Consider the following 26,347-nt stretch of genomic DNA (forward strand, 5'->3'; position numbering starts at 1 on the left):
CGATGATACGTTTCTGCCCCAACTGCCAGAGCGAACGCTCGCTTTCGGAAATCTTCTGCGAAGGCTCGATCCAGGGCCAGCCCTGCGGCTGGGACCTTTCCGCCGAAGCCATCCATCCCGCCGGCTGGCGACCACAGCCGGTGCTGACCCAGGAAGCCATCGCGCCGCCCGCCAGCGAGCCGCCAACGGCGTCCGCCCCGCTCTGCGCCAACGGCCACCCGCTGCAACCCGGCGACCTGATGTGCCTGGAGTGCGGCGCCGCGCCGGCCGAAGGCCCGCTGCCGATGCAGGCCGAGGCCACGCCGCAGCCCGCCGTCACGGAAACCCTGATCGACGGCTGGCGCCTGCTGCGGCAGATCGCCAGCAGCGACGGCGTGCGCGAGCGCTACCTAGCCGAACATGCGGAAAGCGCCCGCCAGGCGGTGCTCACCCTGTATCGCCCGGGCGCCGAGCCGGACCCGGCGATCTACGACGTGATCCGCCGCCTGCCGCGCGAACACGTACCGGAAATCCTCGCCACCGGCCGCTGGGACGAGCGCGCCTACGAAGTGGTCGAGGAACTCACCGGCGGCAGCCTCGCCGACCTCGGCACCGTGCTGGAGGACCGCGAGGCGGTGCGCCACGTGGTCCGCGAGCTGGGCCACGCCCTGCACGTGTTCAACGAAGCCGGCCTGCGCCACCGCGACCTGCGCCCGGCCAGCCTGCTGGTGCGCAGCCACGAGCCGCTGGACCTGGTGATCAGCGGCTTCGGCTCGGCGCGCCTGTCGGAGTTCGACCTGGATATCGTCTCGCCGCTGGAGACCAGCCGCTACATGGCCCCCGAGGCGATCGCCGGCGGCGTGGCGGCGGCTTCCGACTGGTGGAGCCTGGGCATGATCCTGCTGGAGCAGTTGACCCGCGGCGCCTGCTTCGAAGGAGTCAACGCCAACGCCTTCCTGATCCACGTGCTGGCCAACGGCGTAGCGCTGCCCGACGACCTCGACCCGCAGTTGCACCTGCTGCTGCGCGGCCTGCTTGCACGCGACCGCCACCAGCGCTGGCAGTGGCCGCAGGTACAGGCCTGGCTGAACGGCGAGGCGGTGGACGCGCCGGCCTCGGCGGACAGCGAAAAGGACGACGCCGAAGGCGCCAGCATCGCCCTCGGCGCCCGGCGCTTCCGCAAGCCAACGGTCTTCGCCCTGGCCGCGGCCCAGGCCGAGCACTGGGCGGAGGCCCTCGACCACCTGCTGCGCGGGGCGATCGTCACCTGGGCCGAGCACATCGGCCTGTCGCCCAGGCTGCTCGCCGGCCTGCGCCAGGTGGCCCAGCATGAGGGGCTGGAGGACGACTTCCGGCTGATGCTGGCGCTCAAGCTGCTGAACCCGGAAATCCCGCTGATCCAGCGCGGCGAGATCGTCACCCCCGGCTGGCTGCTGGAGCATCCGCTGGAGGGCTACCGGCTGATCAGCGGCTCGGTCCCCGACCTGCTCGAACAGTTGCACACCGAAAGCTGGCTGTCGCGGCTCAAGACCCGCGCCGAGAACGTCCGCCAGCGCGCCCTGCACCAGCACATCGAACTCGCCGAAGAACAGTTGCGCATCTACCTGCTGTCGACCTCGCGGGCGCGCCTCGCCGCGCAGTGGCAGGAGCGCCAGCGCCTCCTGCCGGACACCGAGCACCCCGGCCTGCTGGCCCTGGCCGAGCGCCGGGTGATCGCCGAGGAAGACCTGATCGTCCTGCTCAGCGCCAACATCGGCCAGTTCCGTGCCGCCGAGGCGATCGTCGAGGAAGCCGCCGGCCTGGCCCGCGACGCCGATGTGCACCTGTTCGACGCGGAGACCGCGCGCGGCCTGTTGCAGCACTCGCGGCAGGAGCTGTACCGCCGCGTCGACGAACGCATCAGCGGCTTCGCCCGCAGCGGCGTGCCCAGGGTCGACGAATGGGCCGAGCAGTTCCGCCTGGAGCGGCGCATGCCGTTGGCGAGGGTCCTGGTGCTGCTGGCGATCCCGCCGGAACAGTGGCTGGAACCGCAGAAGCAGCAGTACGTGTCGCAGATCCTCGATTTCTTCGAGAAGAAAGTGGTCGCCGCGGTGATGCGCGGGCCGCTGGTGCGCATGAGCATCGGCAAGAGCACCCCACGCATCGACCTCAACGAACTGCACAGCGCGCGACGCCCCGCCGCCGCCCTGCTCGACCACCTGCTGCAACGCAACGCCCGCGCGGTGAGCCTCGACCCGGACAGCTTCCTCGCCAACCCGCAACTGGAAGTGCGGCTCAACGCGCTGTCCCGGCAAAGCTCGCTGTACAAGCGCGACACCGGCATCGACGGGCTCTACCTGGGCTTCCCCTTCCTGCTCAACCGCGACCCGCGCGGCACCACCCGCACGCGCATCGTGCCGCTGCTGCTGTGGCCGCTGAAGCTGCAACTGGAAGTCGGCAGCCGCGGCCAGGTGGCGCTGGCCTTCGACGGCGAGCGCGAGGAAGTGCGCCTCAACCCGGCCCTGGAAAGCCTGCTCGGCCCCGAGCCGTGCAAGCGCTGGCGCAAGGTCGCCGACGAACTGCTCGGCCGCTCCGCGCTGCGCGCCGCCGACGTGATGGATGCCTTCGGCCTGCTCGCCACCCCGCGCGGGCGGGTGCTGGAAGGATTGCCGCCGAGTTCCACCGAGGTCACGCCCTACCAGGACCAACTGGCCTGCGCCGCGGTGCTGTTCCACGTCACCTTCATGGGCCAAGCGATCGGCGAGGACCTGCGCCAGTTGAAGAGCCTGCCGCCCTCCGGCACCGGCCTGGAGACCGCGCTGCGCCTGCGCGAGAACGGCGAGCCGGAAGCCCGCGAGAGCCCGCCGGAGTTGCAGCGCTACTTCACCGTGGCCAGCGACCCGTCCCAGGAGGCCGCCGTGTTGCAGGCCCGGCAGAGCCCGGGGCTGCTGGTGGAAGGCCCGCCCGGTACCGGCAAGAGCCAGACCATCGTCAACATGGTCGCCGACGCCATCGGCCGCCAGCGCAGCCTGCTGATCGTCTGCCAGAAGCACGCCGCCCTGGAAGTGGTGCACAAGCGCCTGGTGGCCGAGGGCCTGGGCCAGCGCATCGTCATGCTCAACGACGTCAACCGCGACCGCGAACCGGTGATCCGCAACATCCGCGAGCAACTCGAAGCGCTGTTCGCCGACGCCGGCGGCGCCCAGGGCTGGGAGCGCCAGCGCGAGCGCCTGGCGGCGCGTATCGAGGCGCTGGAAGGCGAACTGGACCGCTACCACCAGAGCCTGCACCGCGTGGACGAGGCCACCGGGCTGAGCTACCGGCGTCTGCTCGGCGAACTGATCGAGCTGGAGAAAGGCTCGCCGCCGCTGGACTTCCCGGCCCTGCGCCAGCGCCTGGCGGCGCTGGACATCGGCAGCATGGCGCGCCTGGAGGAAAACTGCGCGCCGCTGGTCCGCCTCTGGCTACCGGCCCACTATGAAGGCAGCCCGCTGGCGCAACTGCGCGCCTTCGCCACCGACCAGGCCACCCTGCAAGCCTTCGCCGACAGCCTGCGCGCCTTCGGCGAAGCGGAGAAGGCCCGGCAGAAAGCCCTCGACGAACACCCGGCGAGCTTCGAGGTCGACGACCCGACGCCCTACCGCGCCTGGCTGGCAAGCCAGGTCGGTACCCTGCTGAATTTGCGCGAGGAGCAGCGCCAGCGCCTGGCCCACTGGCTGCCGCTGTTCCGCGACGCCACGCCAGGGCAGCCGAGCCGTGGCGACGGCCTGTTGGCGGAGGCCGAGCAGATCGAACGGCAACTGCGCCAGCTCGACCTCGAACGGCATGCGCCGCTGCTGTCGCCGGCCCTCGCCATGCTCGAAGAGAACAACCTCGAACGCTTCCAGGCCCACGCCCGCCAGGTGCTCGAGGCACGCACCTGGCTGGCTCGGCTCAACCCGCTGCGCCTGCTGCGGCGCGGCCGCCTGCGGCGCTTCCTGCGCGAGCACGGCGAGGCCGACGACGACAGCCGCCTGGCCACCCTCCTCGGCGCCTGCGACCTGGAGCGCCAGTGGCGGCCGCTGCGCCGGCAACTGGCGGCGCTGCAACAGAGCCTGGGGCTGGCGGCGCTCGCCGCTGACGCCGGCCCCGAACTGGCCAACCTGGCCGGCCACGCCAGCCAGCAACTGCGCGAGATCCAGGCCCTGGCTCGCGGCCTGGCCCAAGCGCCGCGCTCCGAGCAGCTCGACGTAGTGATCCTCACCGGCGAGAAACAGCGCTTCGAAGCGCTGCTCGGCGACCTCGACGCCGCGCTGATCCGCCAGGCCGCTCGCCAGCTCAGCCTGGACAAACTGAAGGTGCTCGCCGACTGGCTCGGCGACGAACTGCTGGAACAGCTGCACCGCGCCATCGCCGGCAACCAGAGCAACCTGCCGGCCCTCGGCCGCCTGCGCGAGGCGCTGCCGCAACTGGTCGCCTACCAGCGCTTCCGTGGCCGCGCCAACCAGCTCGAAGCCACCGACCTGGAATTCCTGGCCCTACTGCGCCAGCGCCAGGAACGACTCGACGCGATTCCCGCCGAAGCACTCGAAGCCACGGTGCGCCGCATGCTCAATCGCGAAGCGCGGCTGGGCTGGAAGCAGCGCCTGGAACAAGACAATCCGGAACTGCTGTTCAGCCAGGACGAAGCCAGGGCCAGGGTCGCCAGCCTCGCCGAAGCCGACGTGCAGATGCGCGCGCTGAACCGCGAACTGCTCGGCAAGGGAATCGACGCCGCGCGCCTGGGCAGCCGCAAGCAGTGGGAAGACGTCACCCGCCTGACCGGCAAGCGCTCGCGGCGCCTGCGCGAGTTCATCGAGCTGGGCGCCGAACTCGGCCTGATGAGCCTGCGCCCGGTCTGGCTGATGAACCCCGACCTGGCCAGCCGCGTGCTGCCGCTCAAGGCTGGGCTGTTCGACACGGTGATCTACGACGAAGCCTCGCAGATGCCGGTGGAATTCGCCCTACCGACCCTCTATCGCGGGCGGGTCACGGTGGTCAGCGGCGACGAGAAGCAGATGCCGCCGACCGCGTTCTTCTCCAGCCGCGTGGAAAGCGACGAGGCCGAGCTGTTCGACGGCGAAGCGCCCGACGAGGACGCCGACGAGGAGCAGCTCGAAGCCTACGAGGACACCTGGAACCGCCGCGAGATCAAGGACTGCCCGGACCTCCTGCAACTGGCGCGCAACGCCCTGCCCAGCACCACCTTGCAGATCCACTACCGCTCGGCCTACCGCGAGCTGATCGGTTTTTCCAACGCCTCGTTCTACGGCAACCGCCTGAGCGTGCCGGTACGCCATCCGCAGGCCAACATCCTGCGCATCAAGCCGCTGGAACTGATCCAGGTGAACGGCCTGTACCAGAACCAGAGCAACGAGCGCGAGGCCGAGCGAGTCGTCGACTACCTCGCCGAACTCTGGCGCCAACCCTACACGGCGCGGCCGTCGGTGGGCGTGGTCACCTTCAACCGCAAGCAAGCCGACCTCATCGAGGAGCGCCTGGAACTGCGCGCCGAGCAGGACGAGGCGTTCCGCGCCGCCTACAGCGAGGAGCGCGAGCGCAGCGAAGACGGCGAGGACATGGGCGTGTTCGTGAAGAACGTGGAGAACGTGCAGGGCGACGAGCGCGACGTGATCGTCTTCTCCTCCACCTTCGGCCGCAACGGCCAGGGCAGCTTCCGGCGCAACTTCGGCGTGCTCGGGCAGACCGGCGGCGAGCGCCGCCTCAACGTGGCGGTGACCCGCGCGCGGCGCAAGGTGGTGATGATCACCTCGATGCCGATCGGCGACATCTCCGACATGCTCGGCACCCAGCGCTCGCCGAGCAGCCCGCGCGACTACCTGCAAGGCTACCTGGAATACGCCCGCGCACTGTCCGCCGGCGAGTTCGCCGGTACCGGCCAACTGCTCGAGCGCCTGCACACCGACCGCAGCGACCAACGCCGCCAGCACTACCAGCGGCACGACGGCTTCAGCGAGATCGTCGGCGAGTACATTCGCTCGCTGGGCTGGTCCGCCGCGCCCGCCAGCGAAGGCGACGCCTTCGGCCTCGACTTCGCCATCGAGAACCCGGCCACCGGCCTCTACGCCATCGGCATCGAATGCGACGCCCCCTGCCACCCGCTGCTGGAACGCGCCCGCGCCCGGGAAATCTGGCGACCCTCGGTGCTGCGACGGGCGATCCCGCACCTCCACCGGGTTTCCTCCCAGGGCTGGTACCACGACGGCGACAACGAACGCGCACGGCTGCGCGCCGCCATCGAGAAGGCCCTGGCGCCCAGCGCGGAAACCCATCCCACGGCAGCAGCGGAGGCCTCCCAATGAGCGGACCGAAAGTCGTACGAATCGTCACCCGGGAAGAAGCCATCGCCACCTGCGAGCGCGACCTGCAACGCCTGGACAAGGCCCTCGCGCGCTGGGAAAACCAGGCCAGCCGGCTCGCCCAGCTCAGCGACGCCGAGCGCGCCGCCGCCCACGCCCGCCGCGCCAGCCTGCACGCCCTGCTCGAACAGGAACGCTGGCTGGACGTGCAACTACAGGTGAAGATCGAAAGCGAATTCCTCAAGCGCGACCTCACCGAACGCGAAGAGCGCGCCATCCGCCAGGCCGCGGAAACGCGCCAGCAACACCGCCGCCTCCAGGAAAACGCCAGCGCCCTGCTCCAGGCCCTCGACGCCAGGCCCGATGCCGCCAGCGCCGCACTCCGGCAAAACCTGCAAGCGCTGGCCGACGGCGCCCTCCGCGACGACGCGGAAGCCCTGCTCGCCCAAGGCTTAGCCGCCCTCGCCAGTGCTCCCACCGAAGAACGCCTCAGCGCAGCCCAGCACGAACTCGCCCAGCGCCTGAAGACCGACGAAGCGCCCATCACCCTGGAACAGTGGCGCGCCCGCCAGCAACAGGACGCCCCGCGCGAACAGCACCTGGCGCGCATCGACCGGCACATCGCCGAACTGCAACTGCTGCAAGGCGAGGCCAGCGCCCAAGCGTTCCTCGAGCGACTGGCCCGCGCCGAAGCCGAACAGCGCTTGGAGCGCCGCAACCTGCTGCTCGACAGCCTGGTCCTCGACCTCGCCCAGGCCGCCCGCGAACACCAGCAGCAACGCCAGCGACTGGAACACCTGCAAGACCTCGCCAGCGAAGTCGCCGCCCTGGGCGCCGCCGAACACGCCGAACTGCTCCAGCGCGCCGCCGCCTGCCAGCCCGACAGCGATCCGCAGCAACTCGCCGAACTCACCGAGCGATGCAACGCCATCCTCACCGCCCACCTCCAGCAACAGGCCGCCCTCGCCCGCCGCCAGGCCGTGCTCCAGGGCCTCGCCAGCCTCGGCTACGAAGTCCGCGAAGGCATGGCCACCGCCTGGGCGCAGACCGGCAGGGTCGTCCTGCGCAAACCCGCCACCCCCGGCTACGGCCTGGAAGTCGGCGGCAAGGCCGACAACGGCCGCCTGCAACTGCGCGCCGTCGCCCTCAACGCCAACCGCGACAACCAGCGCGACCGCGACATCGAAACCCTCTGGTGCGGCGAATTCCAACGCCTCCAGGCCCTGCTCGCCGCCCAGGGCGGCGAACTCAGCGTGGAACGCGCGCTGGGGGTGGGGGAAGTGGCGTTGAAGGAGATTGGCGAGGAGGAGCAGCGGGAGATGGGGGTGGTGCGGCAGAGGGGGTTGTGAAGGGGCGGCTGGCGCCTCGGCGAGGCATTCGATCCGGGCAGCCCTGATCCGAATGGAACAGCACCTGCTGTGGCTTGCCGCGCTGTTCGTAGGCCATTGTCCAGGGCCTTGATCACCAGCTCGGCATCCGGCTTGACCGAGAACGCCCAGCCGATCACCCGCCGTGTCTGCAGATCCAGCATCGCCGCCAGGTAATGCCAGCGGCCTTGCGCCCAGATGTAGGTGATGTCGCCACTCCACACCTGATTGGGATGCTCGGTCGCGAACTCGCGGTTCAGCCGATTTGGGATATCCGGCCGCTCAACATGGCCTGTCTATAGGCGTGCGAGCCCGGTTGCTTGCTGACCAAGCCCAGCTCACGCATCAACCGACGCCCTCTTCGCGCAGCATGCCCAGGATGCTGCGACTGCCAGCCGAGCCCCGACTCTGGTAGAACAACTGGTTGAGCTGGCTGCGTAGCGCCACGCGGCGCGCATCGACCCGACGACGTCGAAGACGGTGGACGTAGTAGCAAGACCGCGCCACATCGAAAGCTGAACAGACCACTTCCACCGACTCCTGCTCACTCAACTGGTCGATCAGCGCGTACGATCGAGTTCGTCCGACATCAAGAGAGCGGTAGCCTTTTTTAGGATCGCTTTCTCCCGCTCCAGCCGGTTGATCCGAGCCTCTAGCTCCTGGATCTTTTGCTGCTCAAGCGTCAACGTCTTGCTCTTCGGGGTCACGCTATCGCGCTCCTGCTGGAGCTGTTTCACCCAACGGCGCAAGGCCGAATCACCACCCCCAGCGAACGGCAGGCGTCGATATGGCTGTAGCCTTGGTCCAACACCAGGGCCGCGGCCTCTCGTTTGAACTCGGCGGAAAACGTACGTCGTTGCTTGCTCATCAGACACCTCTCTCACGGCGAGGATTTTCGCCTAAATCGGTGTCCGGGATCAGCAGACCCCTACAATTCAGTGTCGACAACTCAACAGAATATTTGCCAACTCTTTTGCTCCCTCCAAGTCCAGATACATCGTGGCGTACGACTGTATGAGTAATTTCGGCGGAAGCGCCCAATCCCATTTTTCTTGAACCATGTTCTGTACGTCACCCAAAACGGTAGGCTCATCAATACCACCCCATCCAGCTATCTCTTGCAGTTTGCTCTCAAGCGAAGCCCTATCCCCCTCTACCTCAGTGACCAGACCAACATTCTCGCTGGGTAGCCCCATATGAGTTAACAAGATGGCCAGAGCATCGTTCGCCCAATCTCCTTGCCAGGTAAAGAGGTAAGTCTTACCTCCACTTTCGATCATGCTTGAGTGCGCCAACCCAAGATCCGAGAAGGTGCTACGAGCCTCGGCTAAGAGCTTCTGAGCTGCAGTGTCAAGATAGGGATAGGTGTCCGCCTCAAGTAAAACTGTCCTCATCTCTTGCCTGACACGATCATGGACACGAGCCCCAAGTCCGTCGAAGGACGGTGGAGCACCACCAGGGTCAGATCTCACGACGATAACCTTGGCCTCGGTATCCACATCCGTGACTCGCCAGCGTCGTCCAGCAAAGATAATGCGTTGGTCGATAGTCAGTGGCCTGGATACCGGTAATGCTCCAAGTGGTTTGCCATCGCATACCAGGCGGAACTCCTCGTTGCTGACGAATGCACTGTAGAAGTCGTAATGATTGATCATACGCTCACCCAGCACTCCGGGCAGTAGGAGACCCGATGCTTCCTGAGCAATCAAATCGCGCTCGCCAAGAGTACGAAGCAAGCTGAGGAAACTGCCCTGCTCCACTCCGGCGAACGGGCCACTTCGAATCAGAGTACTCCACAGCTCTGCTGCCGTTGCCCCGCCTCGCTGGGTAATCACCGAGAGGCACTGCTGTACTAACGTCGACAAATGCAGCCCCTGAACACGAGGCGGTTCAAACCATCCTTGCATTAGCAGCCTGATCATAGCGATGCTCTGCACCAGGTCTTGGCGAAGCCGAGCCGACAATGGAGAGCCATCATCCAACTGCCGCTCCTTACAGTAGCTTCGGAGAATGGCTGCCTCACCTGGACGGCGACCGGATCGCCCCAAGCGCTGACGGAGGCTAGCAACTGACGGTGGAGGCCCGATCTGCGCTACCGTCTTGATGCTGCCAATGTCCACCCCGAGTTCTAGTGTTGTGGTGCAAACTGCAGTGGCAGGTCGATCACCAGCTTTCAGAGCTTTCTCGGTTTCCTCTCGAATATCCTTCGCCAAACTCCCGTGATGTGGCCAGAACTCGTTCGGCACGCCATCCTGCTCGCAACGCCGCCTCAGGTTATCGGCGAACCACTCCACCTGGGATCGGCTGTTGGGAAAGATCAGGTTATTGCTACCCCTCAACACCTGAAAGAGATGTTCTGCAATGGCATGGTCAGCAGAGAAGACCTCTTCACCCTCAGATATCGCCGATAGGTTCTGTCGAGCCTCCTCATATCCCCTGATTTGAACCTTCAGTACCTGGCTAGCCCCCTTCGACTCAATCACCGATACATGCTCAGGAGCATTGGGACGCAGGAAGGCTGCCGCCAGCGCCATATCTCCAAGTGTCGCGGAAAGCCCTACTCTGGGTAGAGGTCGATCAATGACCAACTCCACACGATGCATAAGCGACTGCAGTTGTTTGCCCCGCTCGCTGCCGATGAAGGCATGCAGCTCATCCACTACCAGGTAGCGCATATTTACAAACAGCCCAGCGAGGCTTGTTCCCCTGTTCACGAATAGCGCCTCAAGCGACTCTGGAGTAATCAGCAGAATGCCTTGCGGAAACTTTAGGAAACGATGTTTGCGGCTTGCGGAAATATCTCCATGCCAAGCGATAACAGGCAGCTCTAAATCATCACAAAGCCTGGTCAGGCGATCCCATTGATCATTGATCAGCGCCTTCAGCGGACTGATATACAGCACAGCTCCAGGCGAGTCCTGATCCTGCAGAAGGTTGCTGAGAATGGGCAGGAAAGCAGCTTCAGTTTTCCCCGCCGCTGTCGCGGCCGCGATAATCACATCCTGATCCGCCCCCAAGAGGGCCGGAATAGCGCGCTCCTGAGCGTCCCGCAGGGACGTCCAGCCCTCGGCCCAGATCCAGCGCTGAATTCTTGGCTCGAGTAATGTGAACCCAGTGGACTCAGAGCTGGAAGGTGGCAAGCTCATCGTCAGCATCTACTTGAGTGTCGGCCTCGCCACCTCTATCCGGCGCAATTTCTACAGCACCCAGGAGGCTTCGCCAGTCGGTTCCAGGGTTCTGCTCCAACACCGCCAGAAGGTTAATGAATGCGGTGATGGTAGTCCTCGGGGTACGGAAGTAGGCCTCTCCCAGCCGCTGATTGCAGTGCCCCATGAACAGCGGCAATGCCTCATCAGGCAGCAAGTACCGCTGGCTATCGCCCGCAGCATAGACATGGCGTAGTTTCTGGAGCAGCACGTAGAAATCCTCAGGTGTCAGGCTGACGAGCCGGATAACAGGTCCGGAGAGATCCACCAGCCCGGACTTGGCGAAACTATTTTCCGCTAGACGCGACTGCAGGGCCGGATAGCTGTAAAGGCCACGGCGAGTATCCATCAGGAACTCGGGTGTCCCCCCCAGCACAAAACCAAGCCCCTCTGCTGTCCCCTGCAGAGAGTCGTTCAGGATACGCAGGATCTGCTCGTAGTTAGCGTTACGAGCCTGTGTATTGGAGAGCTTGTACAAGTTGACCAGCTCATCAAGGCACACCATCAGACCACTGAAGCCTGCCAGCCGGACAAACCGAGCAAGCAGCTTGAGCTGATCGTAGACGGACGCATCGTCGACAATGGTTCGCACCCCCAGAGCGGATCGCGCATCGGTTCTTGTGGTGAACTCACCACGCAACCAACGAATCGCTTCAGCCTTTAGCTGCTCGTTGCCTTCTTCAAAACCTTTGCAGTAAGCAGCGATCACCTCGGCAAAATCGTAGCCATTAACCATCTCGGTCAATTGGGCGAGATGCTCACGAATAACTACCTCGCTGTCTTTGCCGGATGCCTTGGCCTCGGTCTTAGCCTGAGAGATAAACCTCTCGACAACTCCCTGCAAAGCACCGCCATCTGGCTTAGTACGGGTAGCCATGTTCTTCGCTAGCTCGGCATACAGCGAACGTGCTTGCCCACCAGTAGCGTGTAGGCGGCGATCCGGGTTCAAGTCCGCATGCATGGTGACGAGCTTGCGTTCCATTGCAATGGAACGCACCAGATTGAGGAAGAATGTCTTACCCGCACCATATTCACCAATCACTACCCGGAATGCGGAGCCGCTCTCGGCCAAACGCTCAACGTCACGAATGAGAGCTTCGAGTTCACCGGCACGTCCGACCTGGATCAGGTGTTGGCCTGCCCGCGGAACAACACCGGCTCGCAGGGATTGAATGACCGTATCGCGATCCTTGGCTCTGATGCTGCTCATAGCGGTAGATTTTCCATGACGTCTGGATTGATTTCGAAGGGATCTTCACCCTCAGTGACGGGCATATCGAAATGCTCGAAGGCCATATCATTGATCTGCTCCAATGCCCCATCGAGCATGAGTTCCATATCGCTTGCTACCGCCTCCAACTCGTCTCGCGTCCACTCATTACGGGATACAAGCACACGTAGAAAGGCGGAGAGATCGGCATCCAATCCGCAGACGCCAGAGGTATCCTCACCGGCCTCTTCAATGGAAACCTCCTCCGGCTCAACAGGCTGCTCGCCGACAAAGACCTGAGCCAACAGCGCTGACACTTGTTCGGTCTCACGCTGCAGTTGAGCAATGCGATCGTGATCCAAAGCAAAGCCGCCAATGGTCTTGGACTGAGTTGCCCCAGGAGCAGCAGGCGTGGCCTGCAATGAACCAGCAGGATTGCCACTGGCTACGACATGAAGGTCGCTGTACAACGATTGCGAATCTAATTGTAGGGTCTTGTAGACACGCTCAAGCAGCTTCACCTCTGCTGGGCTGACCTCACCATCTACTTGCGCCAGGTGGGCAAGGAATGCCGCCACTGCCCTCCTCGCCGAGTCGGCCAAGGGCTCCAGCTTCTTCTTCAAACTCTGCAAAGTTGGCGGCTGGTTGAGCTGCAGACGCAAATGGGCCTTCAGACGCTTCCGATGCGCGCCACTCAAATGGCTCCAAGAGTCGACATGCTGGGATAGCAGCATGATTTCCTTCGGCGAGGTGTCGCCATCGGCAGCCGCCACAGCGCAGGCGAGATCCAAAGTGACAGAAGCGACGCTGTATGCCGGTGAAGCACGTAGATCACCATCTTCAGCCTGGGTCGCGAAGAGCGCCACGCGATCCTCAGGCTTGGGCGTTCTGCTGCCTGCCAGTACATCTGGCTCGATACCAATGTGCAATGATTCCAAAGCTCGGGCCAGTGTGAGGACTTTGTCTCGCGACAAGGCTCCTGCACTCTGCAGCCGCCCCGCCAGCTCACCGAAGCTCATGACCACCATGCCGTCGCCGATGCGTTGCTTCAACTCATCAAGCTCTGCCCGAGCGCCCGCAGGCCAGAGGCTAACAGGTAATTGTAGGAGCCCTTCCAATGCATCTGGTGCGCCAGGATTACGGCCGAGATAACGGCTGTATGGCTCCAATTGCACCGTACATTCGTCGACCAGTTGCTGCAGCTTCTTCCGCGCTGCAGAGGTGGCAGTTACGTCGGGAATTTCGGATAGGCCATCCAATTCCTGGGAAGGTAGCCCCGCAGAGGCGGTGTTGTACTGAAATTTCAACCGAGTTTTGTTCTGTGGGAGGACTATCCCTGCGCCATACCGCTCTTCGTAGCGCATATGAAACAAGCGGGCAAATGCATCCTCACAGCGAGTTACGGGTGTCCGTTTTCCGATGCTGTGATCGGATAGCACCCAGGCCAATGCCCAGTTGGCTGGTAGCGGATGCTTATCGACGGCCAACTGCCCCAAGCCGATACGCAACTCGATAGGCATTTCGTAGCCGTAAGGCAACGGTGTTGGTGGTGTTTCCAAATAGAGTCGAGTAAGCACCGCGCCCTGACGAAGGAAGTCCACGAAGCGGCTTGCATAGTTATTGAAGGAATGGTTCTCACCATAAATTGAGAGCAACCTCTCGACTTCGGCAATGATGCTGGGAGTCTCGGCGGCCGCTGCTCGATCCGTCTTCGCATCGACAAACACCCTGCGTTCCAGACCATAGAAGAACAGGAAGACGTAGCCGATGTTGGCATGCGGGGCTTTCCGACCGCTGGATAGCCATTGTAGATAAGCACGTCGTGCTTCAGGGGAGATGCTGTCGTAACTCGACCAGTAGGAAGTAAGGCGCTCGGCGATATCTACAATACCTCGCGCGACCTTAAGCTTGGGGTTGATCAGGCTGGGCTCCGAGGAACCATAACGGCTGTTCCGATCCTCGCCGACATAAATCATCCCGCCTGAAATCTTCTCTCCGGCAATCTCGATGAATTCGTCCTGAGGTAACCAACGCGCTTTAGAAACGGCCAAATTAGCAGGCGCACTTGGGATTCGATGGGACGGCCGCTCCGATACCTCAAGCGTCACGGTAAACAGCCCGGCGCTATCTCTCCTCTCAGACGATGACGCTGGAGCCTGAGCCGAAACCTTTTTCTGAGTACGAGTGAGCGTATTTGCCTGTAAGGGAGCGACTTCATCTAGAGAAAATGTCAGATCATGGGACAGAGCTGCATTGTCTGACCGTGTTGCCTTCGAAGAAGAGGGGCGCTTGCTAGGAGGGAAAGCTACGACCGACGGTTTATCGGAGAACCTCACTATCAGCCATACGCCAAAGCCGATAATCGCTACGCCGATCAAAACCATCCAGGCCTGCGTAGGAATAGAAGCGAGAAGGCCCAGCACGATAGCCGCGAGGATCAATCCGCCAGACAAATTGGGCTTCCCTCTACCTCTGCGCTTCCTTGCCATTTCCAATCCACTCTCTACTCAATGCAGGCCGATCGCCAGTATTAAAGATTTCGTCCTCACAGCCAACTCCCAAAATATCCGTATGCTACCTGTCCAACGTAGCACCTACCCTCTCCCCCTCGGCACAACCACCTCCCAGCGCTCACACTTATTCAAATCCCTATACTGCTCCTCACTATCCTCAGTAAACCGCACCATGACGGCTGCGACTTCGCATTGATCGAAGCCGATCTGTGGCTGGAATGACTTAGCGGTTCGCCCAACCACGTTGCCTTGCCTGTCGAGCAGTTGATACCGACCAGCCTCTTCCTTCAACGTCAGCGGATCGCCCTCGCGAAGCGCCTCAATGGCCTTGTGTATCTGGGCATGTGGTGATTGACGACCGGCAAAACCAATATCGATCTCCTTCAGCGTGAGTTGCTGAAAGCGCACCTCCAACCCAGGAAGAGGTTGTCCCTGAAACTCATGCTGCTGAACATCTCTCATCAGGCTGCGACTGAATGGATTGCCGTCAGCGAATTCGCACAACGTCAGGGTCTGTTCGGCTCGCGTCACCCCCACGTAGTACAAACGTCGCTCATCAGCCAGGGTATCGACCTGCGTGCTCCAGCCACCATCCAGCAGAACGACATGGCGGAACTCCAGACCTTTGGCCGAATGCACGGTACCAAGATAGAGGCCGTCCTTGGACTGTTGACGCAATTCACGGGCGTAGTCGTACAGCCAGTCGATCAAGGCACCACTGCCAAGTTGGCAGTCGCCCAATTCTCCTCGCATTTGCTCAAAGGCCGTCTGGAAAAAACTCTTCCACTCGGCTTCCACCAGTTGATTGCTACCCGACAAACGCTGCCATGCGTCAGCCGCGCACAAAGCACCTTTGATTTCTCGCATATAGTCGATTGCAGCCACAAAACTGCGCTGCCGAGTAATGGGTAACGCCGTTTCCTTGTCTGCTGCCAGGAAATAAGGAATATCGTGCTGCTCGCACCAAGCCTGGATCGGCCACAGATAGCGGTGCGTCCGAGCCAGAACCGCACAGCCGTTCCAGCTCCCCTGTTCTAGCGCGAGTAACCGTCCCAACTCCACCATGGCCGCCTGTGCCTGCAGGTTGCCCTGCTCACGGTCGCTCGGGTCGATCAGCAGTCGCATTACCTGACCTTTCCGCTGCTCGTCCCGCTCTTCCCATAGCCCGCCAGCGGGCAGCTCCTGCCGAGCCCTGTCGATCCGGATGGGATTGGCCTCTTTCAGTCGAGCCAAATTCTGGCCAATGAGTTGGTTGGCCGCCTCAATGATGCGCAGGGAAGAACGATAGTTATCGACCAGGAAGCTGGTCGAGGCCTCATAGTCCTCGCGGAAGCGCTCGATATAACGATTATTGGTATCGCGCCAGGCATAGATGTTCTGGTCATCGTCGCCTACCGCCATGATGCACAACCGACCATCTTCCTCCGCGTGCCGCCCAGCCAGAGCACTGACCAGACGGTATTGCAGGTCGTCGATGTCCTGGTATTCATCAACCAAGATGTAACGGTAGCCGCGCAGTAGCTGCTCGCGCAGGTCGTCCTCGCCCTCAATATTGCGCTTACCCTCCAGCAACTCGACGGCATCGCTCAATACTTGTTTGAGGGCTCGCTCGTCGACCGTCGCGCCTCGCTCGAAACGGGTGCCGGTCAAGCGCATGGCCATGCTGTGATAGGTCAGGACGCTGACACCGTAGGCATCGGCCCCGACCAAGGCCAACAGCCGCTTGCGGATCTCGTTCGCCGCGTGGCGGTTGAAGGTCAACGCCACGATGCTGGTCGCTGGTACTCGCCGCACCCGCAGCAGGTAAGCGATGCGATGCACGATCACACGTGTCTTGCCGGAGCCCGGCCCAGCCAGCACCAGCCGATTTATGTCGTCATCGTCGGCGACTATCAGTTTCTGAGTAGTGCTCAGCGACTCGATAATCGATTTCCATGACTCCTCGCTGGTCGCCAGCTTGAGCACGTCCTCCCGCCCATTAAAATGCCGCTTGATAAACGCCTGCTTGGAGTCGGTGAAGTAGTCCAGCACCAGGCGCAACGCCTCAGCCATCTCCTTCAGCGCCACTTCCGCATATTCACGCATCACATGAACCTGAATGCGCTTCTCGCGGTAGTGCTCGTCGAGTCGCAAGTAGTCCTCCTTGAGGAAGGTCTTACGCTTGTCTTCCTTCTTGACCTCGATGGTCATGGCCCGACGCATGACCGTCATGCCGTGGTTGAGGGTCAAAATGTCCTGCCGATGCAAATAAAGCAGGACATGCTCAATCACCTTACGGCGCCTGTTCGGCGGAATCAGATGCGGCAGTTCGAGGTCACCTTCGATCACCTGGAGCAATTCGCCAAAACTCGTTTCGACCAGCAGATCCGCGCCACGCAATCCTGCCGGTAGCTTACCGACCAACAGTTCCAGGAACTTGCTAGCCAATGCACGCCGCACGTCACCAAAGCCAACAATCTTCGCCCAGGAGTGACCACCCTTGATACGCAGTTTGAGGTAGTCACGATTGAGTTGCCTGAGCTCAAGGCTACTGCGCTGCTGATCATCGGCATCATGATCTTGGGCCAGGCTGCGCAACAGCCGCAGCACATGCAGCGGGAGCAGTTCATCCAACCCTGTCGCGGACTTAAGTTCAGCGGTCAATGCCGGCAGATTCAAATCCTGCCAATCGCCATGCTCGGCGTCCGGTGCCTGCTCTGGCAGGCATTGCAACAAAGCCCTTTCCAGCTCCAGGGAGCTGGAAAGGCGTTGACTGGAAGCCCCCGTCACACCATGGCGCACATACAGCGTTATCTGCGAGTCGTTGACCAGCAGCCCCATCTCCTCCAATTGCTTGAGTGCGCTGGCAACCTCTTCCGACTCCAGACTGGTCAACTGCATCAACTGGTCGGTATTCACCCGTTCATCAACATCGGCGCCGTAGAGAAAGCGCAGAATAGCCTTGAACTCCTCCAATCGACGTTGCGGCAACTCGGCCTTCAGCAAGCGCTTCTCGGCCTCTTCCTCGCTCACATCCAGCCGTGCCGGGAAAATCTGCGTATGGTTTTCCTCACGTTTGAGGTAATCACCACGCTCCAGCCAGGCAACCGCCGTAACGACCTTGGTTTCGGCATCACGCTCATCCGCGGAGAAGCTGGTTTCAACATCATCGTCCAGCAGGATTTCACCCGCCGTGATGACCAGCTTGCCGCCCTTACGCCGATTGCTCTCGTTACGCAACTTGCGCAGGATCTGCTGGATGTCGCGGATGCTGAGCTTCGAGCGCTCGCTCATGCCGAACTGGGTTTCGATGTCCTGCGGGTCGTACAACAGCACACAGCGCGCATCGCCCTGATCACGCCCAGCCCTGCCCGCCTCCTGCAGGTAGTTCTCCAGCGAACCTGGTATGTCGGCATGCACGACGAGACGGATATCAGCCTTGTCCACGCCCATTCCGAAGGCGTTGGTAGCTACGATGATTCTCAGTTGCCCAGCCTTGAAGTCGTCCTGAATATCCGTTTTGGTGTTGGGCTCAAGACCGGCATGAAAGTGCTTGCAAGGCCATCCTTGGCCAATCAGGAAATCGGACAGCTCCTCAGCACTCTTGCGACTGGAAACGAAGACGACTGCACCGCCCTCCTGAGCGTCCAGGTGCTCTCGCAATAATCCATCCGTACGCGACCACTTCTCTGCCTTGGTGCAGGGCAGCACATCAAAATGCAGATTGGTTCGCTCGTGCCCTCCGGGGAACACCTTGAACTCAATGCCCAGGCTTTCCCTGAAATGGCTCTGGATATCTGCGAGCACATCAGGCTTGGCCGTCGCGGTAAAACAACCAATCTGCGCCAGCGGTTGATCACCGGTGTACTCCCGGATGAAGCGGGAGACATACAGGTAGTCTGGCCGAAAGTCGCTACCCCATTTCGACAGGCAATGCGCCTCATCGAAAATCCAGGCACCGACCTGACGCTGGCGGATCGCTCGCCGGAAAGCCTTGTTGCGGAACTGCTCGGGCGATACCAGCAAAATGCCGACATCGCCCATCTGGATTTTCTCCAGTACCTCGGCGCGCTCCGGCATCGTCAACAGGCCATTCAGCGCTGCGGCGCACTGGACGTTACGTTCCAGCAGCCCGTCGACCTGATCCTTCATCAGCGACTGCAGCGGCGAGACGATGACGGTAAGGCTGCCGTTACGATGAAACCGGTTCAGCGCCGGCAACTGATAGCACAGCGACTTGCCCCCGCCGGTCGCCAGGATGGCCAGGACGTGTTGACCACGCATGCCGGCCAGCACTATATCGTGCTGGAGACTCTCTCCAGGACCCTCGTAACGAAAATCGGGGAAGCCGAAATAGCGCTTCAGCTCGTGGCGTGGGTCATGAGTCGTCTGACAGTACTGACAATCCTCGCGCTCACACGGCATATCACGCAGCTCGGAGATTAGCCGCCCAACCTCTGGAAACTGATGTCGCACCCAGGGCGCCAGTACCGAGTTGCCGCCAGATACACGGAGCCAGGCCAGTGCGTAGGCCAACGGCCAATGCAGATCCTCCCGCTGTAAATCCTCCTCAAGTAGTTGCTCAAGCCGTGCTCGGCATACCTTCAAGTCACGCTGAAGGGCTGGATCCGTCTCTTGCAGCAATTGTGGAAACCGCGCTCGGAGCTCGGGTACAGACACCGGAGACTGCCCAGTCAGGGATGCGAAGAAAGCCCCCAGATCTCCCCGCATACTCGGCGCCAGCAACGCCTGATAGCAGAGAAGCTCCGTCTGGTTGGTCTCGTTCAACTGCGTGAAGGCCTGGCGTTGATCCAGAAAAAGAACCAACGTCGAGCGGCAGTCGGACAACGGCGAGTTGAGGCTGTCACGGATAAGCTTGTAATCCTTGATCAGCCGGTGATACGGGTTTTGTGGAAACGCCAGTGGCGACAGACGCAGGGTGTCGATGACCGGCAGAGCATGCAAAGCCATGCCGGGAAAATGTTCGCGCAAGATAGGCAGATCGTGGTCGATGACATTGTGGCCGAGCACGAAACTCGCCCCGTCGGACAGTGCATCCAGCTGCTGCAAAGCTGGGGACGGGTCTCCAGAGACCTTCAGCTCCAACTCTGCCCCTAAGTCAGGCCGAAGGGCACCGACCATCATGATTCGGGCAGGTTGATTGTTCTTGGGCGGCACTACCTCAAGATCGAATATCAGGCCCTTGGGTTGAGGAAGTGGCGACATCAAACGGGCATTCCCTGCTCAACTGTTACGACAATCATCATTTAGCGCATGAACGATGGAGGTGATGAACATCATCATGCCATCAATCAAGCACCGATAAGAGATATCTAGGCTCCACACAGGCCTTTTAAGGCTTACTTGGAAAACCCAGTTCGCCGGTACTTCTGTGCCGGACTGCGCGGCGACGCGGGGTCGGTCATCTCGATCAAGCCGGCAACCAGGGCAGGCTTGAGGTAGTTGTTGCTAAAGGTCGGACGGTGCGCCAGCCCTAAGCGCTGCATCAATTCGCTGGCTTTGAGGGCCTCACCTGGCGGTAACGCTTGCAGCAGGCGTGCTACTTGATCGCTTACTTGATCGCTTACTTGATCGCCTGAAACACCTTCAAGCAATGCCTGACGCAGGGCAGCCAGCATGAATTCGACAAAAGGCGCCGCCTCTGCTGCCTTGTCAGAAACAGCCAATGCCTCGTAATAAGCATCCTGCTGCTCGCGAATCACACTCTCGACGGGCAAATACGCAAGAACCGCTCGCCATTGGCTGAGTATCAAGGTTTGCCATAGGCGCCCCATTCGCCCATTGCCATCTGCGAAGGGGTGGATGAACTCGAACTCGTAATGGAACACGCAACTGGCGATCAGTGGATGCAGCTCGCAGCGGCTCAGCCATGCCAGCAAATCGTCCATCAACTGCGGAACCCGGTTGGCCGGTGGTGCCATGTGCAGCAAACGTTCTCCTCGATAGATGCCTACACCCCCGCGCCGATAGCTACCGGCATCATCGATCAGCCCGTGCATCAGCAGCGCGTGGGCTGCCAGTAAATCATCACGCAAACTCGGTTGCCACTCGGGCATCACCTCGTAGGCTGAAAAGGCATTGCGCACTTCCTGAATTTCACGCGGCAAACCAAGCACACGCTTGCCATCCAACACAGCAGTGACCTGCTCGACGCTTAACGTGTTGTTCTCAATAGCGAGTGACGCCTGGATAGTACGGATGCGGTTACCCCGACGCAGTTGCGGCGTCAGCGCCCCTTCATGCAGAGCGGACAAATGCCCAACACGCTCCCCAATCTCGGCAGCCAGCGCCAACATGCGTGGCGTTAACGTCAACGGTGGCTGGTATTTTCTCATGCGCTCAACACTCCAACAGTCGATCGCAGTCTACCCATTTCTCAATGCGCAGAGGTACACGCTCAAACCCACTCAGACTATTCGTCACTAAAATAAATCCCTTCGAACGAGCATGTTTGGCAATAATTTAATCGTAAGAACCTCAGTGAGTACCAGCCCTGACCAGCTTTGCACGTAGCTGTCCGGTATGAGCGGCAACACCTTGGTCGTACTTCAGTACTTCCAGGCGCGCAGCAAGTCCATCAATGTCAGACAGATTGCGCTCAGGAGTCGCCGATTTCTCGGCCCAATAAATCAGCTCCATAGAGGTTATGGCACTGAGGATAATTTAATCACAGTGGCGCTTAAACAGCTCCCGCATATGCTGCGGACGGTACCTGATAGTGAAGATGCAGATATTGGTATCAGCATGATACTTCAGCATCAAAACGCCTCGCTCGCCTTACCTGATAATTGATCTCGTTCAGGCATAAACCAGCCGTCACGCCCTTATCATCGAACCAACTTTCCCAGACCTCACCTGCCGGTATGATGATCTTGGTCCTGCCAACCACAACGATGTCGACACGCTTCACCTCACCTGACAACGCAGCTGCTTTGGACAAACACACAGCCTGGCTACAGTTATTCTGAAACACGGCTCCTTGCTCCATTAACCACCTCCGGGGGACATACACAAGGTCCATCACACCCTAGCCCTCAGCCGAGATATGTCAACAGGATATACGCGTTAAGATGTCTCAAAACCGCGAGTTGTAGCAGAGCCAACGCCCTCGCCAGTAAAGCAGCGACCAACACCCCGACGGAACGCATGTGGGCTCAGAGGGAACTCTGGCTGCCCCACCTCCGATTCCATAGCCCTCCTGGATCGCCCCTCAGCTACTGATGCTAATCGGCAGGAACGACCTGAAACGGTTGCCAATGAAAAAATGCCGTTCATCAAAAGGGGTACACCAACTCAAGGCTATTCCTTGTCAAGCGTTTTTATAAGCCGAGACAGGCGCTCCAGCAAATCATCGTAGGTCAGTATCTTGATGCTGGATTTGGCATTCTTCAGCGCGAGAGTTTCCCTCTGCTCTTCTGTCAGGTCTTTCGAGCGTCCAATAACTATCATGCCTTCTGCAGTGTAACTTCCCTGAAGCCAGCCTGGTATATTGGGTACGCCTCTATGTATTTCCTGTATCCAATCTTCTACCTGCTGTAGAGCATGAGTCACCTGGTGCCTAAGGCGATTTTTTTTGGTAAAAATTTGCTTATCGTGTGGCTCAAGTTCGACCAGCACCACACGCTTGTCAGACTGGTGATACTGCAGAACTAGGTCTGCCCGATACTTGCCTATGGGTACTTCGCTGAAGATTGCCGCCAGGTGAGAGTCCAGTATCTGGTAATTTTCCTTCAGGAATCTGTGTAGATCTCTTTCCCGAGTTTTAACCCTGTTCAGTAACCAGCACAACTCAATGAAACTCCTCTCCATTTTTGCCGCCGGGAGGAAGGAAGGCCTCAGGGATTGTAATTTTTTCTTAAGAAGCTCTTGCTTGTCTCTAAGGCGCTTCTGCGACTGGTGTGCACTGGGTGAAACGGAGATGGGAGGCATAAGCTCGCTGTACCCAATGGAAAGAACTTTGGCCCGCGACTGGTTAAACTTACCCAAGATGACCGCTGTGACTTCCTTGACCCTGAGCGCTTGGCAGGCTAAATATGGGGTATAGTCATCATCCATGATAAGCACTCCATCCTCTTCGTATAGCAGGAACTCAGTATGTGCCGCATAAGGCATACAATCTCGTATCTGCTCATCCGGCGTATGCAGTGCATAGTCGATGTCTCGTGGTTGCACGACGTCTAGGGGAACGCGGACTCGTGTGCAAACTACTTTGTCCAGATAAGCCTCTTTTATCAGGCTTACTAAATGAATGTTATCCTTTCTCCTAGTCAATTCGGGAGCAATAATGGAGCTCAAGGGCAGAGTGGGATAAATGTAATACTTATATTCAAGCAGGCATTGGACCGTGAAGGAACTGACTGAACCCGGCACGATCTGATTTTTTGGCACCCTAAGCCAGCCGTCCGGGGTACAGATGGACAAGAAAGGCTCAGGAGACTCTTTGCTGACACGAATCGCCATCCTGCCAACCTTTTGCATTAGGTTCTTCTTATCGAAGAGAGTGGCCAGAAACACGAGGACTTCACCGTCCGATTCATAACGTTCGAACAGTACACCACAAGGCTCTCCCTCCAACTCCGAGGAAACGAAGAAGAAGTCTGGCAAGTGGAGCTGCTCCAATAGGCCGATTTCGCGCAGTGCCTCTTCGATAGAAGGCAGTTGGTGCTCGCTAACAACTAGATCCTCCTTAATCAATAGAAGGGCTCGCACCATGTCACCAACGGTGGGATTTTTCGCGAATAGTTTCAGCACCCAGTCTTTGATTTCATCAGCATCAGGAACTCGCTTTTCGCCACCGGAAATATCCAAGAGTAACGCCTTGCGCAACAGCCTGAGCACTGGCTCCACCACAGTTCGCGACTTTCCGCTCGACTCCGAAAATGAGTCAGCGTCCGCTGACAGGTCATTGTATGAATTGACGATTCGTGTTTTCAGATTATCCATTCGTTGCTCCCAGAGACGATATATATATGTTGGCATATCGTACCGACGCGTCCTGATTGCAATACCCCAACAATCAACCCATGTCACGTTTCAACCTCTGTTGCCAGCAGCTCTTATTCAGTTTCTGCCTAGCGTAGCAAGATATAAAAAAAGAACCATTTTATTCAAAAAGTTCTCAGTCATACATCATTGCAGTGCCCCTGCTGTAACCCCCCAAAATTCGCGTCAGTCCACCATGCAATGAAAATCACCGCCGCGGTTGGTACTGTAGGCGATGCCGCTCGCGGCGCCAGTGCTGCCTTGGCCGGAGGTCGGGCTGGTGCAGTAATTGATTCTATTGCTGACCCGCCGGGCAACACGCTCGGACCCGTATCAGGCGCCATTCTCGGAGGACTCGTTGGCGGGACCGGTAGCTGTGCCACTGGCGCCCAGCTCGGTGAGAGACTGGATCATCACGTGCTGGCCAACAACTTATGACTGATCTACGGGCACCACTTCAACCTGCCAGCCTGATCCGACACCCTATCCTCCTCCGCCCCCACTACTCCCGGTTGATGCTGCACTCCCTGCTTTTGCCAGCTATTGCTCAAAAGAAACTCAGCATGGCTCATCAATCGAACAAATGGCCTATGTTGGCCAAATGACCTGCCCCACACTTTCAGTACCAAGTCAAACTTAGTAGAGTCCGTTTTCCGAGCAGGAGACGGCAGTGAAAAAGCGTTTTACCGAAGAGCAGATTCTCGACTTCCTCAACAGGTCGAAGTCAGTGTCCCGGTAAAGGGGCTGTGCCGCCGGCACGGTTTCAGTGATGCCTCGTTCTACACCTGGCGGGACAAGTTCGGCGGCATGACCGTGCCGGATGCCAAGCGCCTGAAGAATCTCGATCTGGAAAACAGCCGGCTGAAGAAGCTGCTCGCCGAGGCCCACCTCGACATCAAGGCGCTCAAAGTAGTCGCCCAGGGAAAGGGTAAGCCCGACAGCGCGACGGGAGGCGGTGCAGGAGATGCAGGCGCGAACTGGCATCTCCGAGGGCAGTGCCTGTCAGTTGATCGGGCTGCCCCGCTCGGTGTTGCGCTACCACCCGCGAGCCAGCGTGCAAAACACCGAGCTACAAGCCCAACTAGTGGAGCTGGCCCCAGCAGCGTCGGCACTTTGGCTATCGCCACCTGCACATCCTGCTGCGGCGTGCTGGCGTGAAGGTCAACCACAAGCGGATCTACCGCCTATACCGAGCCGCTGGCTTGATGGTGAAGCGGCGGAGGCGCCGCCACGGCATCGCGGTGGAGCGCGAACGCTTGAGCCTGCCGAGCGCACCGAACCAAGTCTGGTCGATGGACTTCGTCTTCGACGCGCTCAGCACAGGGCGGCGGATCAAATGCCTGACGGTGGTCGATGACTTCACCAAGGAGTCGGTTGGCATCCTGGTGGAGCACGGTATCAGCAGTTTCACGTCACCCGGGCTCTGGACGAAATGGCACACTTTCGGGGCTACTCGCAGGCGATCCGCACCGACCAAGGTCCCGAGTTCACCGGCAAGGCGCTCAATCAATGGGCCTATCAGCGCGACATCAAACTGAAGCTGATTCAGCCTGGCAAGCCCACGCAGAATGCCTTCATCAAGTCGGTCAACGGCAAGTTCCGGGATGAATGCCTCAACGAGTACTGGTTCTGTTCGCTGGCCGAATCCAGAATCCGCGTTGCGGCCTGGCGACGGGATTACAACGAGCACCGACCGCACAGCGCCATTGGCAATCTCACCCCGGCGGAATTTGCTGCAAGTTGGCGAGCTCGCCAGCAGCAATTGAAGCAGGAAAAATTGATATCAACCCCAGGGCCTACTAACTAGGCAGCGCTACTAAAACTGGGAGCAGGTCACCTATCACTCGGCAGATTGCAGCAAAAAACACCGGCGGAGCAAAAAGTGGGGCAAAATTCGGAGACGCTACAAAAGCATCAGGCATAAAAAATCCAGTCACCGCTAAGTGACTGGATTTTCTAGGGATTTTTGGTCGGGACGGAGTGATTCGAACACTCGACCCCTTGCACCCCATGCAAGTGCGCTACCAGGCTGCGCTACGCCCCGACTGTACTTCCAAGCTCAGTGACTGTGCTTCCGAAGTGAGCCGCACTATATACTAAGCTTCTGATAAGTGGAAGTTTTTTTTGCTTCCGTCACTTCTTCAGGACCAGCAGGACTTCTTCCAGCTCGGCGATCATCTGGCGGATGAGCTGCTTGTACTGGGTGACGTCGTCCTTGGCCTCGTCGCCGGAGAGGCGCTGGCGCGCCCCGCCGATGGTGAAGCCCTGGTCGTAGAGGAGCGCGCGGATCTGGCGGATCATCAGCACGTCCTGGCGCTGATAATAGCGGCGGTTTCCGCGGCGCTTCACCGGGTTGAGCTGCGGGAACTCCTGCTCCCAGTAGCGCAGCACGTGGGGCTTGACCGCGCACAAGTCGCTGACTTCGCCGATGGTGAAGTAGCGCTTGCCGGGAATCGGTGGCAGCTCGTCGTTATGACTTGGTTCCAGCATATGCCTCAACCCTGGCCTTCAGTTTCTGCCCTGGACGAAAGGTGACAACGCGGCGGGCCGTGATCGGGATTTCTTCGCCGGTCTTCGGGTTGCGTCCGGGGCGCTGGCGCTTGTCGCGCAGGTCGAAGTTGCCGAAACCGGACAACTTGACCTGCTCGTTATGCTCCAGCGCCTGGCGGATCTCTTCGAAGAACAGCTCCACCAACTCCTTGGCTTCCCGTTTGTTCAGGCCCAGCTCTTCGTACAGACGTTCCGCAATTTCAGCTTTCGTCAGAGCCCCCAT

At 60.3% G+C, this 26,347-nt stretch carries 11 protein-coding genes, 1 tRNA gene and 4 pseudogenes; 4 read left to right on the forward strand and 12 right to left on the reverse strand.

Going from position 1 to position 26,347, the window contains the following annotated elements; translation table 11 throughout:
- The first annotated feature begins 2 nt into the window (after positions 1-2).
- Together FOC67_RS14575 and FOC67_RS14580 are read left to right on the forward strand one after the other, a co-directional pair.
- Positions 3-6,299: an AAA domain-containing protein gene (locus tag FOC67_RS14575; protein ID WP_174707742.1), complete on the forward strand. Its 6,297-nt coding sequence runs from the start codon at positions 3-5 to the stop codon at positions 6,297-6,299.
- Positions 6,296-7,645, forward strand: coding sequence for a hypothetical protein (locus tag FOC67_RS14580; protein ID WP_009313957.1), 1,350 nt, complete (start codon positions 6,296-6,298; stop codon positions 7,643-7,645). Before FOC67_RS14575 ends, FOC67_RS14580 begins: the two co-directional genes overlap by 4 nt.
- Before the next feature lie 40 nt (positions 7,646-7,685).
- On the opposite strand, the pseudogene FOC67_RS14585 reads toward FOC67_RS14580, so the two are convergent.
- From FOC67_RS14585 to FOC67_RS14620, 9 genes and pseudogenes are all read right to left on the reverse strand, one after another.
- Positions 7,686-8,531: pseudogene (locus FOC67_RS14585) on the reverse strand (IS3 family transposase); the annotation flags it as partial.
- Positions 8,532-8,598: 67 nt separating this feature from the next.
- Positions 8,599-10,809: a DEAD/DEAH box helicase gene (locus FOC67_RS14590; RefSeq protein WP_003138851.1), complete on the reverse strand. Its 2,211-nt coding sequence runs from the start codon at positions 10,807-10,809 to the stop codon at positions 8,599-8,601.
- Complete coding sequence (locus tag FOC67_RS14595) at positions 10,784-12,079, reverse strand: ATP-binding protein (RefSeq protein ID WP_009313954.1); 1,296 nt, start codon at positions 12,077-12,079, stop codon at positions 10,784-10,786. The genes FOC67_RS14590 and FOC67_RS14595 overlap by 26 nt, the downstream gene beginning before the upstream one ends.
- A complete protein-coding gene (locus FOC67_RS14600) occupies positions 12,076-14,568 on the reverse strand; it encodes a TerB N-terminal domain-containing protein (RefSeq protein ID WP_009313953.1) in 2,493 nt (830 codons plus the stop codon). Before FOC67_RS14600 ends, FOC67_RS14595 begins: the two co-directional genes overlap by 4 nt.
- A 105-nt stretch (positions 14,569-14,673) precedes the next feature.
- Positions 14,674-19,797: a RecQ family ATP-dependent DNA helicase gene (locus FOC67_RS14605; protein ID WP_116819699.1), complete on the reverse strand. Its 5,124-nt coding sequence runs from the start codon at positions 19,795-19,797 to the stop codon at positions 14,674-14,676.
- A gap of 134 nt (positions 19,798-19,931) precedes the next feature.
- Positions 19,932-20,927, reverse strand: a complete 996-nt coding sequence (locus FOC67_RS14610) for a Fic family protein (RefSeq protein WP_003138847.1) — start codon at positions 20,925-20,927, stop codon at positions 19,932-19,934.
- Positions 20,928-20,931: 4 nt separating this feature from the next.
- Positions 20,932-21,351: pseudogene (gene vapC, locus FOC67_RS14615) on the reverse strand (tRNA(fMet)-specific endonuclease VapC).
- Positions 21,351-21,580 (reverse strand): annotated as a pseudogene (gene vapB, locus FOC67_RS29755) (type II toxin-antitoxin system VapB family antitoxin). Before vapB ends, vapC begins: the two co-directional pseudogenes overlap by 1 nt.
- A gap of 311 nt (positions 21,581-21,891) precedes the next feature.
- The gene (locus tag FOC67_RS14620; protein ID WP_009313951.1) at positions 21,892-23,535 is read right to left on the reverse strand and encodes a Shedu immune nuclease family protein; all 1,644 of its coding nucleotides are present in this window, start codon (positions 23,533-23,535) and stop codon (positions 21,892-21,894) included.
- A 240-nt stretch (positions 23,536-23,775) separates the two neighbouring features.
- Here FOC67_RS14620 and FOC67_RS29760 point away from each other — a divergent pair, with 240 nt between their 5' ends.
- Both FOC67_RS29760 and FOC67_RS14625 read left to right on the forward strand, forming a co-directional pair.
- Positions 23,776-24,012 (forward strand): hypothetical protein, encoded by a 237-nt coding sequence (locus FOC67_RS29760; protein WP_071535526.1) that lies wholly within the window; start codon positions 23,776-23,778, stop codon positions 24,010-24,012.
- Positions 24,013-24,244: 232 nt separating this feature from the next.
- Positions 24,245-25,381: pseudogene (locus FOC67_RS14625) on the forward strand (IS3 family transposase).
- Between the two features lie 160 nt (positions 25,382-25,541).
- On the opposite strand, the gene FOC67_RS14630 reads toward FOC67_RS14625, so the two are convergent.
- The 3 genes from FOC67_RS14630 to ihfA form a co-directional block, all read right to left on the reverse strand.
- Positions 25,542-25,618 (reverse strand) — tRNA-Pro (locus FOC67_RS14630).
- 89 nt (positions 25,619-25,707) lie between these two features.
- A complete protein-coding gene (locus FOC67_RS14635) occupies positions 25,708-26,064 on the reverse strand; it encodes a MerR family transcriptional regulator (protein WP_003090655.1) in 357 nt (118 codons plus the stop codon).
- Positions 26,045-26,347: an integration host factor subunit alpha gene (ihfA, locus tag FOC67_RS14640; RefSeq protein WP_003090661.1), complete on the reverse strand. Its 303-nt coding sequence runs from the start codon at positions 26,345-26,347 to the stop codon at positions 26,045-26,047. Before ihfA ends, FOC67_RS14635 begins: the two co-directional genes overlap by 20 nt.

Source organism: Pseudomonas sp. FDAARGOS_761 (assembly GCF_013343155.1).
Lineage (GTDB): Bacteria > Pseudomonadota > Gammaproteobacteria > Pseudomonadales > Pseudomonadaceae > Pseudomonas > Pseudomonas aeruginosa.

Coding starts and splice junctions, on each gene's coding strand:
- FOC67_RS14575 (WP_174707742.1), top strand. CDS start 3: ATGATACGTTTCTGCCCCAACTGCCAGAGCGAACGCTCGCTTTCGGAA.
- FOC67_RS14580 (WP_009313957.1), top strand. CDS start 6,296: ATGAGCGGACCGAAAGTCGTACGAATCGTCACCCGGGAAGAAGCCATC.
- FOC67_RS14590 (WP_003138851.1), bottom strand. CDS start 10,809: ATGAGCTTGCCACCTTCCAGCTCTGAGTCCACTGGGTTCACATTACTC.
- FOC67_RS14595 (WP_009313954.1), bottom strand. CDS start 12,079: ATGAGCAGCATCAGAGCCAAGGATCGCGATACGGTCATTCAATCCCTG.
- FOC67_RS14600 (WP_009313953.1), bottom strand. CDS start 14,568: ATGGCAAGGAAGCGCAGAGGTAGAGGGAAGCCCAATTTGTCTGGCGGA.
- FOC67_RS14605 (WP_116819699.1), bottom strand. CDS start 19,797: ATGTCGCCACTTCCTCAACCCAAGGGCCTGATATTCGATCTTGAGGTA.
- FOC67_RS14610 (WP_003138847.1), bottom strand. CDS start 20,927: ATGAGAAAATACCAGCCACCGTTGACGTTAACGCCACGCATGTTGGCG.
- FOC67_RS14620 (WP_009313951.1), bottom strand. CDS start 23,535: ATGGATAATCTGAAAACACGAATCGTCAATTCATACAATGACCTGTCA.
- FOC67_RS29760 (WP_071535526.1), top strand. CDS start 23,776: ATGAAAATCACCGCCGCGGTTGGTACTGTAGGCGATGCCGCTCGCGGC.
- FOC67_RS14635 (WP_003090655.1), bottom strand. CDS start 26,064: ATGCTGGAACCAAGTCATAACGACGAGCTGCCACCGATTCCCGGCAAG.
- ihfA (WP_003090661.1), bottom strand. CDS start 26,347: ATGGGGGCTCTGACGAAAGCTGAAATTGCGGAACGTCTGTACGAAGAG.